13 protein-coding genes are annotated in these 12,899 nt (G+C 42.0%); 8 read left to right on the top strand and 5 right to left on the bottom strand.

Annotated features, from left to right (window positions below; all coding sequences use genetic code 11):
* Window positions 1-148 precede the first annotated feature (148 nt).
* Window positions 149-1,573 carry a protein adenylyltransferase SelO gene (locus EWV68_RS04590; RefSeq protein ID WP_502705786.1) on the bottom strand — a complete coding sequence of 475 codons (1,425 nt, stop codon included), beginning with the start codon at window positions 1,571-1,573 and terminating at the stop codon, window positions 149-151.
* Window positions 1,574-1,655: 82 nt separating this feature from the next.
* Between EWV68_RS04590 and EWV68_RS04585 the strand changes: the two genes are divergently transcribed.
* Both EWV68_RS04585 and EWV68_RS04580 read left to right on the top strand, forming a co-directional pair.
* On the top strand, window positions 1,656-1,913 hold the full coding sequence (locus EWV68_RS04585) for a CRR7 family NDH-1 assembly protein (RefSeq protein ID WP_287168971.1): 258 nt from the start codon (window positions 1,656-1,658) through the stop codon (window positions 1,911-1,913).
* Window positions 1,914-1,955: 42 nt separating this feature from the next.
* On the top strand, window positions 1,956-2,366 hold the full coding sequence (locus tag EWV68_RS04580; RefSeq protein WP_061430114.1) for a salt stress protein, Slr1339 family: 411 nt from the start codon (window positions 1,956-1,958) through the stop codon (window positions 2,364-2,366).
* A gap of 6 nt (window positions 2,367-2,372) precedes the next feature.
* Here the strand turns inward: EWV68_RS04580 and EWV68_RS04575 are convergent, their stop codons facing one another.
* Together EWV68_RS04575 and menD are read right to left on the bottom strand one after the other, a co-directional pair.
* Window positions 2,373-3,602, bottom strand: coding sequence for a hypothetical protein (locus EWV68_RS04575; protein ID WP_287168970.1), 1,230 nt, complete (start codon window positions 3,600-3,602; stop codon window positions 2,373-2,375).
* 167 nt (window positions 3,603-3,769) lie between these two features.
* Entirely contained in the window at window positions 3,770-5,479 is a 1,710-nt protein-coding gene (menD, locus tag EWV68_RS04570) for a 2-succinyl-5-enolpyruvyl-6-hydroxy-3-cyclohexene-1-carboxylic-acid synthase (protein ID WP_287168969.1), read from the bottom strand.
* 279 nt (window positions 5,480-5,758) lie between these two features.
* Here menD and EWV68_RS04565 point away from each other — a divergent pair, with 279 nt between their 5' ends.
* From EWV68_RS04565 to EWV68_RS04545, 5 genes are all read left to right on the top strand, one after another.
* Entirely contained in the window at window positions 5,759-6,169 is a 411-nt protein-coding gene (locus tag EWV68_RS04565; RefSeq protein ID WP_002756899.1) for a M67 family metallopeptidase, read from the top strand.
* 6 nt (window positions 6,170-6,175) lie between these two features.
* The gene (locus EWV68_RS04560) at window positions 6,176-6,688 is read left to right on the top strand and encodes a cobalamin biosynthesis protein (RefSeq protein ID WP_287168968.1); all 513 of its coding nucleotides are present in this window, start codon (window positions 6,176-6,178) and stop codon (window positions 6,686-6,688) included.
* Between the two features lie 7 nt (window positions 6,689-6,695).
* Entirely contained in the window at window positions 6,696-7,871 is a 1,176-nt protein-coding gene (locus EWV68_RS04555; protein ID WP_287168967.1) for a lipid-A-disaccharide synthase-related protein, read from the top strand.
* 138 nt (window positions 7,872-8,009) lie between these two features.
* Window positions 8,010-8,384 (top strand): DUF4164 family protein, encoded by a 375-nt coding sequence (locus tag EWV68_RS04550; protein WP_069475307.1) that lies wholly within the window; start codon window positions 8,010-8,012, stop codon window positions 8,382-8,384.
* Between the two features lie 112 nt (window positions 8,385-8,496).
* Window positions 8,497-9,036, top strand: a complete 540-nt coding sequence (locus EWV68_RS04545) for a DUF4164 family protein (protein ID WP_061430121.1) — start codon at window positions 8,497-8,499, stop codon at window positions 9,034-9,036.
* Window positions 9,037-9,139: 103 nt separating this feature from the next.
* Here EWV68_RS04545 and EWV68_RS04540 read toward each other — a convergent pair whose 3' ends face one another.
* Together EWV68_RS04540 and EWV68_RS04535 are read right to left on the bottom strand one after the other, a co-directional pair.
* On the bottom strand, window positions 9,140-11,266 hold the full coding sequence (locus EWV68_RS04540) for a tetratricopeptide repeat protein (RefSeq protein WP_287168973.1): 2,127 nt from the start codon (window positions 11,264-11,266) through the stop codon (window positions 9,140-9,142).
* 120 nt (window positions 11,267-11,386) lie between these two features.
* Complete coding sequence (locus EWV68_RS04535) at window positions 11,387-11,791, bottom strand: hypothetical protein (RefSeq protein ID WP_287168965.1); 405 nt, start codon at window positions 11,789-11,791, stop codon at window positions 11,387-11,389.
* A gap of 737 nt (window positions 11,792-12,528) precedes the next feature.
* Between EWV68_RS04535 and EWV68_RS04530 the strand changes: the two genes are divergently transcribed.
* Entirely contained in the window at window positions 12,529-12,756 is a 228-nt protein-coding gene (locus EWV68_RS04530) for a hypothetical protein (RefSeq protein WP_002756907.1), read from the top strand.
* Window positions 12,757-12,899 lie beyond the last annotated feature (143 nt).

Raw genomic sequence — 12,899 nt, 5'->3', positions numbered from 1 at the left:
TAACCTGTTTGTGCCTTAAGTCCTTCCCTGTATGGATTTCAGCTACTTTTGAGCGTAGGCGCTCTCATCGAATTTTATTTTAAGTTAATTATTTGCATAACAATTCCCGAAGAGCCAAGTTAATTTTGCACCACTACTTATTACTTAATTACTGTTTATTTTGTAATTTTATCACTAATTCTTGGAAAGGTTGCCAATCATCTTTATAGGTAATGGCTTCCCAAACCGATTCGATTAGCGGTCTAAGTAAAGCGGTTTTAGGATTATAATGCGTTAAGGTATCGCCAATTTGAGCTAAGGAATCTAGGGGTAATTGATTTAAGACCAAACTATATAATTCTCGCCAACGTTGCCAATCAGCTTTCGGTAAATCCATATTTTCAAGAATTAGAGAACTATTTTCTCGCCAACCGTAATTAAATTGTTCACTTAATTGATAGAAAAATTCGTGATAACCGAGGCCAGTTTCTTGGAGAACTTCCACGGTTTTGCTGACCAGTAAAGCAGATTCGGGAGTAAAAATATCCTCAAAACCTAACTTTTTGAGCATCATTTTTTGATAATAAAAATTGTAATGCTGGTCATAGTTAGCCAAAGCCAGATCTAACTCTAACAAGGAGACGACCATGGCCAGGGGAGATTGCAGTAACTCTAGATTTAAGCGACAGATAAAAGGCTGATTGCCATAACTATAACGACCACCGTAGTCGAAATAGGCCGCCGTAAATTGGGGGTTATAGGAAGGAATAAAAGCGTAGGGACCATAATCGAAACTTTCCCCGGTAATTGACATATTATCGGTATTGAGAACCCCATGACAAAAACCTGCGGCCATCCATTGGGCCGCTAATTTAGCGGTTCTTTCGATTAAAGCGGCGTAAAATTTTAAATAGCGATCGCTATCTTGGGGATTGATTTCAGGATAATAATAAATAATCACATGATCGAGGAGTCTTTTAATTAAATCGCTACGTTTAATATGAAATAAACGCTCAAAAGTCCCGAAACGAATATGAGAATTACTAACTCGAATCATCACCGAAGATCGCGTCGGGGAAGGTTCATCACCGCGCCAGAGGGATTCCCCCGTTTCCACCAAACTGAGACAGCGAGAGGTATTCACCCCTAAACCGCGTAAAGCTTCCCCAGCTAAGACTTCTCTGACTCCACCCTTGAGAGTTAACCTACCGTCCGCATGACGGGAATAGGGGGTCCGTCCCGATCCTTTCGTACCAAAATCGTATAATTTGCCATCAATACCCCTAACTTGACCGTAGAGAAAACCGCGACCATCTCCCAAGAAAGGATTATACTCGCCAAATTGATAACCGTGGTAACGCAGGGCCAAAAAAGGGTTCAGGGATTGAAATTTACCAAAAGCCTCGATAAAATGCTCATGTAAGGTTAATTCTGGCTGAATTCCCACCAAAGGTAATAAAGCATCATTGCGAAAACGAAGGATATGACGGGGAAAATCCGCAGCCGCAACTTGATCATAGTATTGGTCCCCCAAGTCCTGCATGGCGCTTTCGTAAGGGAGACTGAGAAAGGGATTGGTGAGATGGTCTGTCATAGTGGTGGTGTCGATCGAGCGTTGAGGCGATAAAGTGGTAAAGATAGCCAAAAAATTTTCCTACTGAGACTATCAAACAGCGATGCCCGATTCTATTATGTATCAAGGGGACTATTTTCTTGTCCTTGAGGCCGATCAACCTGAACAATTCCAGACTCCCGACCAGTTGCGGGATAAGTTAAAAGATTTAATCACCGCAAAACCAGAGATTTGTCCCCGACAATTGGCGAAATTCTCTAGTTTTGAGGAAAAATCTCTCTATCTGCGCGATAATTACTGCGAGTTAGACCTGGGTGAGAAGGGTTATTTACAGTGGTATGTGGTCCGTTTGGAAAAATAAGGAACCCCGCTATTTAACTTTTTACTTTCTAACTTGATCATTATGGGAGAAATAGAAGATTTACTGGCACAAATGAAGGCAGAATACCAGAAACGGGATCAGGAAAAACCGATGCCATCCCCTTCTTCTCGCCAAGAAAAAGATCGTTACCCAGACGAATTTAAGGTTAATTATGCCAGCGATTCTGCTACCGATGCGCTTTTAAAAGCTTTAGCCTTAGAAAACCAAGAAAGGCAACAACAGGAGGCAGCGGAAAAAGAAAAAGCGGCGGCATTAAAACAGCAGCGCAAGCGAGAAGCTTTAACTAGAAAGGCGAAGCAATGGTTAGATAAATTAGATGCTAAATCGGAGGAAGGACGCTGGTTTGAGGAGTTTTCATATGGCTACGATTCTCCTTTAGAAGCGGCGATTACTTATCTAGAAGCTTTGGGAGAAGTGGATATTTCTAAATGATCAGGTCTAATTTAAAGTTGTGGGTAAATTTGCTTGGTCAAAAACTCGATTATGCCACCAAATATTATCACCGGCTAGAATATTTGTGCCGTAACGGGGAACGATACCATAAACAGTGCCGGGGTCATAATCCAAAGCTTGACTGATGAGATTGTAGAGACGTTGTAGATCAAAACCCCGGGGGTCACAATGGGGATATTTTCCTTGATTAATCAGAAAACTATCTACGGCAAAATGGCTGACAATTTGCGGTAATTGTCCCGTTTGTAAGGCTGCTAGGAGATAATATTTCGCCGTTTGTTGGTATTGAAAATCGCTGTAACCGGGGAGGGGTTGCAAGCGTCCTTTGGTCAAACAGTGGGATCCCGGCGCCTGTACCAGTTCAATGTTAACGCTGGAGATAACCCGACGATTTCTTTCGGCAAAAATTGGTCGCAAGCGATCGCAATTAGGGTGAGATAGCTGCTGACAAATCGCTTCTGTTGCCCATAATGCGGTGCTTTTTGCCCCATCAAAGTAATTTGTGGGATATTCTTTGACTAAACGCCTAAAGACGGCTTCTGAAGGCGTATTTAACCAAATTCTTGCTCTTTTTTCTAACTCAGGAGCCGACCGCGTACTCAAAGGAACACCCTCTAAAGCAAGTGCAAAACCCTTGACGCGGATAGTTTCTGGGGTAAGTTGCCACAGTTGACGCACTAATTGATCTCTGGTGTCTGCGGGCAGCATTTCGGCCGCTTGTTCATAAAAAGTGGCAGTGGGACGGTGACGTTCAAAAAAAGGCCGGGCGATCGAGTCTAAAATGTCTCTATCCCTGGAATTCTGTTTGCGGGGGATGTAAACATTGGGACCCAATTTCATCGGACCGCGAGCATATTTTTTCTGTTCTTCGATGTTACCCGCAGTCATACTCCAAGCTGTGTCGTGGAGAATAAACAAAGGGGTGCGATCGAGGGTTAATTCGGTTTCTGGCGGGGCAATTTGCAAAAATTCGGCGATTTTCTGCTTTTCTAACTCATCTAGGCTCTTACCGGCTAAATTCTCCCCCACAGTGGAGGGATTAAAAATATTTATGGTGGCAGTGGAGAGACTAGAGGTATTCAGTTTTAAAATCAGTAGGGACAAGACCAAGCTAATCACCAGAGAAGTCACTCCCCATCGCCATTGTTCCGGGGGAAAGATAGAATATCTAGGGAGAGAAAATTGTCTTGATTTTTGCCGTCTTTGTCGATTCATCGGACTCTTTTAACTCTTTCCACCCATTGTATTCACTTTCTCGAAAAAGGGAATTAATACTAAATCCGTTGAGTATAGGCTACATATCAGGATAGGCACTCATGCAATAGGCAGCTTTATTCTCCCCACACCCCACACCCCACACCCCACACCCTACACCCCACACCCTACACATAATTACTGAGGAACCATTGGGTATTAAAAGCTCGATCGCAGGATATTTCTAGTAATCTTATGCCTGATTCCGGTAAAACTGCGATTTTTTCCTGAAAATCAGTCCAATCGCTGATTAAATGGTAATCAATACCGTAGGTGCGACAGAGTTGGCAAAAGTCGATATTTTGGGGAGTGGCAAAAAATTCTTCAAAGGGAGGGTCAAATTTGGCGATCGGCAACATCTGGAAAATGCCTCCCCCCTTGTTATTGATTAAAATTATGGTCAAGGAGCCAACAAAATATTTTTTGATTAAAAAACCATTTGTGTCGTGTAATAGGGCTAAATCTCCCGTTAATAGCAGACTGGGGACATTTTTATAAGCCATTCCTATTGCAGTGGAGAGGTTGCCGTCGATGCCATTGGCCCCGCGGTTAAAATAGGGACGAATTTGGCGATCGCTAGGCGGGTTAAAAAATTCGGCATAGCGAACAGGCATACTATTAGAGATAAAGATCGGGGTGCGGGGGGGGAGGTATTGGGAGAGCAGCCAGGGGATTTTCCCTTCAATCAGTTTAGTTTCTGCTGCCAAAAGGCGATCGATGGTTAATCGAGCTTGCTGGTCGAATTTTTGCCATAATTGCCGATATTCTCGATTATTATCGGTTTGATCTGGGAATAAATCCCCTAATTGCTCGATATTTACCCTGAGATGTCCGGTTTTTCCCTGTAGAGGATCGTAATTATCGGGATGGGGATCGATAATCCAGCGCGGACAGTCGATTTCTTCTAACCAGGTCCGTAATTCTTTGCTGGTGGGTAATTCGCCAATTTGCAGGACAACATCGGGGGTTAATTGGGTTCTAAGGGCAGGATTCCGCAATAATAAATCATAGGTGGTGATGAGATGGGGATTTAACCCTGCATAGTTTCGCAGAGGAGATAAAGCTTCCGCTAAGACGGGATATTGTTGCGATCGGGCTAAATTAGCGATCGCCTGACAGTAACTTTCAGGGTTTTGCGGGGAAGCTAATCCCGCGATGATAATTCCTTTGGAGGGTAAAGAATTAATTTGGAGAATTGAGTGGTTAATTGGCATATTTTGCCGAGATATATGGCTAAAAAAAGCCTCTTGGTCAAAATTAGCCTCTAAATTGTTAATTTCTAGATCGGGAGTTGGTGCGAGGGGATCCCGAAATGGTAAGTTGAGATGCACCACTCCGGGGACAGGATCGAGACAGCGCCACCACGCGTGGATGATAGTTTGACGGAGATAGCGTAAACGCTCGATATTGGCACTAGGACAGCTAATTTCCGCTTGCCAATTTGGATAATTACCGTAGAGTTTGACTTGATCGATAGTCTGACCGGCGTGAGCATGACGCAATTCTGGGGGGCGATCGGCGGTTAGAATTAATAAAGGGACATGACTTTCTTTTGCTTCAATGACTGCGGGATAAAAATTAGCCGTGGCAGTGCCAGAAGTGCAGACTAAAACCACCGGTTGATATAATTGTTTGGCTAATCCCAGGGCAAAAAAGGCGGCCGAGCGCTCGTCTAAGATGGGAATAGCTTCAATCTGAGGATGTCTTGCCAAGGCTATCGTTAAAGGAGTCGATCGCGATCCGGGAGAAACCACCCCTATCTTCAATCCCAAACGGGCCAATGTTTCGACTAAAATAGAACCCCAAAGTGTATTAAGATTGCGAAAATCGATCGACATTTATCAGTTCAGTGCAAAGGTTAGGGGACAATAAGATAAATTTAACATTGGCTGGAACCGGCCAAGAATAAGTTATTCCTAAGTCAGCGATGCAGAAGTTACTAAAAGAGAGCGAAGGCAATTAGTCCCTACAATAATATTATTGCGCCAATGGTAAGGGCGCATCGCCTGCGTCCAAAATGTCCTATAGATATTTCGACCAAATTGAGATGCACCCAGTTTTCAAGTTCCCTATAGCCAAAGCAAACTAACATCAATAGGTTTTGAAAATTTTCCCTTATGATCCTGATTACAGACCAAATTTACCAGCGTATTTTCACCCACGCAGAATCCACCTATCCCGAAGAATGTTGTGGGTTACTCTTGGGAAAAATTACCGAAACAGCAGCCCAAGTGATCACCGTGCAAACCACAGAAAATAACTGGTCAGGTAATAGGAAAAACCGCTTTAGTATTGCGCCAGAAGTGCTTTTACAAGCTCAAAAATCGGCGCGGGAAAACCAGCTAGAAATTATTGGTATCTATCATTCCCATCCCGATCATGCCGCCATTCCCTCGGAAATTGATCGCCAATTAGCCTGGTCAGGATATACTTATTTAATTGTCTCCGTCGTTTCAGGACGAGCGATCGATTTACAAGCTTGGCAACTGGACGAAGGCGAACAATTTCAACCGGTAAAAATATTGTAGTCTTGTATGACTAGCGCTTCCCCTGCTTTCCACTCACCCGCAATCGATTTAATTGGGATAGGTCCCCTGTGGACAGGTTTTAGCCAACCTGGTTTTTACCCCGATCCTTCCGGGGCAAAAGTGCAGTACCATGGACGATTATTATGGCTAGGAATAGGTTGCATCCGTGGGACGGAGAAAGCGGTCATAGATAGGGCAATTAGGGATGTTTTTAAGCGTTATCACCTCTCTTTAGCCGCTATTGCTGGTATCGCCACCCTTGACATCAAAGCTAATGAACGGGGTTTAATTGCCTATTGTCAAGAGCAAGGATTGCCACTAAAAACCTTTACTGCTGAGGAGTTGAGAGATATTAATGTCCCCAATCCCTCAGCTATTGTCAACAAGAAAGAAGGAACCCCTAGTGTCGCTGAAGCTGCCGCTTTAAAAATGGGCCATACTTTGCTAGTCAGCAAGCAAATAGAAGCCAAATCGGTGACGGTGGCGGTTTCTTTGGCAGCAAGGGAATATAGAGGATAACAAATCGATGCTTAAACAGGTTTTATTTCTTAGTAATGGTCATGGCGAGGATTTAAATGCTAGTTTAATTCTGGGGGAATTACAAAAAATTCAGCCCCAATTATCTATAGCTGCTTTGCCTTTAGTGGGAGAGGGAAAAGCTTATCAAAAATTGTCAGTACCAATTATTGCCCCCACTGCCACTATGCCATCGGGGGGAATTATTTATACCAATCCTTTGAATTGGATTAAGGATATTGGTGCGGGATTAATTAGTCTAACTATTCAGCAAATTCAGGCAGCTTTTAAAGTTAGCAAGGATTGTGATTTATTGATAGCAGTGGGGGATATCGTGCCGATTGCGATCGCTAGTTTAACCGGTCGTCCCTTTGTGGCTTTTATTGTTTCTACTTCCAGTTATTACGAAGGCACAATTAAATTACCTTTGCTGACAAAATTATGTTTAAGATCGAAGAATTGTTTAAGAGTTTTTACCCGGGATAAATATACAGCAACAGACCTACAAAATCGGGGTATTAAAAAAGCGATTTTTGCCGGTTATCCGATTATGGATGTCTTAACACCAACGGGTAAAGATTTAGAATTAGATCGTCAAATTCCCATGATTGCTTTATTAGCGGGGAGTCGTTTACCCGAAGCTTTGAGTAATTTGGCTTTACAGTTACAAGTCTGTGAGGAAATAGTTAAAATTAAACCGATGCAGTTTCGGGCTGCTATTGTTCCTAGTATCAGAGAAACCGACTTAGAAAATTTAGCTAAACAAGAGGGATGGCATTATTTAGGAGCGGGAAAATTAGAGAAAAATGGGGCTTTATTGTGCTGTTATCGTGATGCTTTTGCCGATATTCTACACCATTGTGACGCTTGTTTAGCCATGGCGGGTACAGCAGTAGAACAAGCGGTGGGATTAGGAAAACCCGTCCTACAAATACCCGGATTTGGTCCCCAATTTACCTACCCTTTTGCCGAGGCACAAATGCGCTTATTAGGGGAATCGGTGATAACTATTGGACAGAAACCCACGGAGGTAAATTTATTTAAAAATGCCGCGGTTAAAATTATTGATATTTTGGCAGATTCTCGTTATTTACACAGATGTTTAGAAAATGGCAAAATTAGAGTGGGAGAGTCTGGAGGTAGCAGAAATATTGCCGAGGAAATTTATAGCATTTTTCAAAAGTAATGGCAGAGATAGTTATACTAAATCCGTTGAGTATAGGCTACATATCAGGAGAGGCAATAGATAATCAGTTTCTAATAACCAGATTTAGGATTAAAATAAAATTATTATACTATCATTACTCCCAGGGATTTTACCAAAATGTCTAACGAAACCGTTACTTATAGTCTTGAATCTGTCCTCAAGGAAATCAAAGACAGCATCAAGGAGGTTAACCAAAAAATCGACATCTTGCAACAGGATGTTAACCAGAAATTTGATAGCTTACAAAAGGATGTTAACCAGAAATTTGACAGCCTACAAAAGGATTTTAACCAGAAATTTGACAAAATCGACGAACGGCTAACTAAGCTAGAGGTAGGACAAGCAAAACTAACTGAGAAAGTCGATGGGATGGATAGAAGACTAGAAAAGCTGGAAGGAACCCAAAAAAATCAAGTTTGGACGTTAATTATTCTTTTAGGAGGGGCGATCGGCACGGCAGCGTGGCGATCCTTTTTTTCTGGCAATCCTTAGAAATATTGCCATAATACTAAATCCTAGGCAATAAATAATCAGTCTTTAATAACCAGATTTAGGATTAAAATAAAATTATTGTACTATCATTACTCCCAAGGATGTTACCAAAATGTCTAACGAAACCGTTACTTATAGTCTTGAATCCGTCCTCAAGGAAATTAAAGACAGCATCAAGGAGGTTAACCAAAAAATCGATACCTTGCAAAGAGATGTCACCCAAAAAATCGATACCTTGCAACAGGATGTTAACCAGAAATTTGACAGCCTACAGAAGGATTTTAACCAGAAATTTGACGGACTACAGAAAGATTTTAACCAAAAAATCGATACCTTGCAACAGGATTTCAACCAGAAATTTGACAGCCTACAGAAGGATTTTAACCAGAAATTTGACAGCCTACAGAAAGATGTTAACCAGAAATTTGACAGCCTACAGAAGGATTTTAACCAGAAATTTGACAAAATTGACGAACGGTTAACTAAGCTAGAGGTAGGACAGGCAAAACTAACTGAGAAAGTCGATGGGATGGATAGAAGACTAGAAAAGGTGGAAGGAACCCAAAAAAATCAAGTTTGGACGTTAATTATTCTTTTAGGAGGAGCGATCGGCACGGCAGCGTGGCGCTCTTTCTTTTCTGGTAATCCTTAGAAATATTACTATAATTTCTCACTTTACGGTAGTTATGAGGGGAAATTAGCAGATGTGAAACTCAGGTTAAAAATAAGGGATTCCTAACCCATCCTACCGATAATTATGCTTTCCTCAACCATCTTTTTAACAATCGCCACAATGCCAATATTATCCCCCCAATTAAAACTAAAGGAAACTTAACCACCCCCAGAAAGAAAGCAACGATTAAGGGATATTTTCGGGTTTCTAATTGCCGAATTTTATCATCGCACTTTTGAACATATCCTGCTAACCCCAATGCTTGAAATAATTCCCGCGACTGAAGATATGCTTCTTTCGCTTCCGATATACGTTTGAGTTTATAGTAGGTAAGTCCCAGATTAAACCAAGCATTCGCTTCACCCCCCCGATCACCGATTTCCCGTGTGATTGCTAGGGACTGTTGATAAAACTCGATCGCTTTTTGGTATTCTCCTAGGGAATTGTAAACAATGCCTAAACCCATGTAGGAATTCGCTTCACCCCCCCGATCACCGATTTCCCGTTTGATTGCTAAGGACTGTTGATAAAACTCGATCGCTTTTTGGTATTCTCCTAGGGATTGGTAAACAATGCCTAAACCCATGTAGGAATTCGCTTCACCCCCCCGATCACCGATTTCCCGTTTGATTGCTAAGGACTGTTGATAAAACTCGATCGCTTTTTGGTATTCTCCTAGGGAATCGTAAACATTGCCTAAATTATTGTAGGATTTCGCTTCACCCCCCCGATCACCGATTTCCCGTTCGATTGCTAAAGACTGTTGATGAAACTCGATCGCTTTTTGGTATTCTCCTAGGGAACGGTAAACATTGCCTAAACCTATGTAGGATTTCGCTTCACCCCCCCGATCACCGATTTCGCGTTTGATTGCTAAGGACTGTTGATAAAACTCGATCGCTTTTTGGTATTCTCCTAGGTAATTGTAAGCATTGCCTAAACTGGTGAGGGATGCGGCATAATTCCAGTTGGTTTGCTCCTCCTGTTGTTGGTAAACAGTGACTAATTCAAGGTAATAATCGGCTAGGGTTTGATAATACCCCCGTCGGGTGAGAAAATCCTCGATAGCACGGAGAATACCAAAAGCATTGTCGTACTCGGTTAACTGATAGCGATGATAGAAAATTTCTAGGTAAGGTTGCACATCGTTGAGGATTTCCCAGGAGTCGGGTTGAGCAATAGAAAGATAATAGGCGATCGCTTTTTGGTGTAATTCCCTTTGATCGCCGGCTTTGTATTGTGCATATTCCCAAACTAAAGGCTGAAAACTAAAAATTCGCTGGCGATTTTCCTCTTTTTCTTCTAATAATGATCGTCGCTGTAATTCTCGCAGATCTGCCGTGATCTCGGACAGTGCGATCTCTGGGTAATTATCCATCACCGCTTTGGCTGCTGGAGAATCAAATTCTCGGCGATAAATGCTGGTTTTAGTGAATAATTCTTGCTGTCTTTGGCTAAGTCGCTGAAAACTAGCATCTAAAACTAAAGCAATTCCCACTGTCTCTTGACGATGACTCCCCACCACCTGCGGATCGCTCAAAAGTTGCGATAAATTTCCTAATCCTAAATCCGCTAACCTTTCTAAACTGGGGTTTTGCGGAAATTCTGCTAAGATTAAATCCGCCACCAATCGCAGGAGTAATGGATGACCATCCACCCGTCGAGAAAAGTTCTCTAGATCCCCTGTTATTTGCGATTCCGCTAACAATTGCGCCCCTTCAGGAGGTTTCAAACCTTTTAGCTCAATCCAACGGTTAAAACCCCTAGGTTTTGGCTTTTCTCTGGTGGTGACTATAATTTTGCTCGTGTCACCTTTTTCTATCCAAGCAGTGAAAAACTGCTGATAAAATTCATTATTCCAAGAACCATCTTTCCCTAATAAACTCTCTAGATTATCGATAATAATTAGGTGGCGATGGCGTTGCAATTGTCTGATTAAAGCTTCCTGTAAATCTATTTCTTTTTCGGGGACAGGATAACCAAATTCCGTCAGTAATTGGCGAGCTAAACCACTAAATCCGCCCAGATTTCCCGCTTCCCACCAAAAGCGTTTTGGGAATAAATCTTCATCGTCCCCTAGGGAAGGATCGAGGGGAATTTCCTCCTCAAAAATTTTGCTGGCTAGGGTAGATTTTCCAATTCCTCCAACTCCTTTAATGCCAATCATCGCAACATTTGGATCATTAAACCACTGCTTAATTTGGGTGATTTCCTCCTCTCTTCCCTGCCAATAGGCGAGACGTTTTCGAGCATCTCCTCCCTTGAAAATACTCCTTTGACTACTGCGATTATTTTCTATTGCGTCTGCTTTTGCGTGCAGATCCGCCAGTCATTCAGGAGGGATTCCTAGATTTAAATTACCCTTAACTTCTTGAATGTTCAATTGTTGTTTAATATCTTTGTTTATTTGTGTACCAATTTGAGTTTTCGTTTCTGTTTGATTCTGATTAATTGTCATAATTTGTTGTGCTAGGATTTGGATTTCTTGGGCAAAATTGGGGTCTTTGAGCATTTCTACCTGTAAAAAAGGAACCACTTGCTGTTCAATCATTGCCTCGGATTTAGTTTGTTCTGCTGCCGCTAAAACCTGTGCTGCGGAGGGTTCCTTTTGTAACTTTTGCTTAATTTTTTGCCACAATTCTACACCTTTATCCATTGCTCCTTCCGTTAATTTACCGATAACAGCTTCAAAGGCGATTTTAGCGATTTCGGCGGCGGCTAATTCGGCTAACATAATTATTAATGGGGGGAATTTTTCGCCATTCTAGCACAACGGCAACAGCAGTTGTGGACGGTTTAAATGTTTGGTTGACTGTTCAAAAAGTAAAAAACAAAACTCTGATATCGTTGCCACAACAGGATTGAGATTAGAGCGAAGCGGACGCGCTGGTAAGCTAAGACATATTTAGGGTTTGCGGCAAAAAGTACGGGCGAAGCATTCGGATAGAAAATCTCCGGTTTCACCGATAGGTTATGCCCAAATGCTTCGCCCCTACAGGACGCGGGCCGATGAAGACGCAAAAATCTTGCACCTGTTTCGCTCGTAAAGCCACAAAACCCCTACCTTGCCTACATTTCACATTTATTCAGCAAACCCTATTTAAACTGCTTATTCTTAGATTAGCCGAATCTCCTCCAATTCCTTTACTGTTGCCTCTTGCCTCGTCTCAACAAGCAATTTAAATTACGAACAGCTTATTAATGCTTGAGCAGCCCTCAGAAGCCCTTTTATTGAAGCCCGTTATTCCCTAAAGTCGTTGACAATAAAGCTATAAGTAGGTAGGCACAATTATTTGTAGGATGGGTTAGCGGTAGCGTAACCCATGCGGGCGTTGGGTTTCATGCTTCAACCCAACCTATGTTCATTTTATATTTAATTCCACCCACCTACTTAGACAAACTTAAACCGTTAGATTGCAAGAGTAGAAAAAGTAGTAAAATAGTTCAATACGCGTAAAACATGAACAAAACATGACTACTCTATTGCAAAAAGCATTCACAGAAATCCAGAAACTGCCAGAGCATCTTCAAGATGAACTTGCTCAACAATTGCTGGAAGATATTGAAGGTGAATTAAAATGGCAGAAAAGCCTTTCCAACGAGGATCTGGAATTGGGAGCTTTAATAACAATGGCACAGGAAGCTCTGATAGAAGAACAAGAGGGGAGAACAGAAGATAAAGGCTTTGGGGAAGAATGAAGTCATCCAGAACCAAGAGGTTTCGTCCTGACTGACGGACACATTTTTCAATACAAAGACAAGTACTGTTATGTGAAAGCCTCAAACTCCTGAATAAAAGAAAAGGTAATTTTGCCATAATAATCCTGACGAGCTTTGCGAGA

This window comes from Microcystis sp. M_QC_C_20170808_M9Col (assembly GCF_007095495.1).
GTDB classification, from domain to species: Bacteria; Cyanobacteriota; Cyanobacteriia; order Cyanobacteriales; family Microcystaceae; genus Microcystis; species Microcystis aeruginosa.
This window is presented reverse-complemented; position numbering and strand designations above follow the sequence as displayed.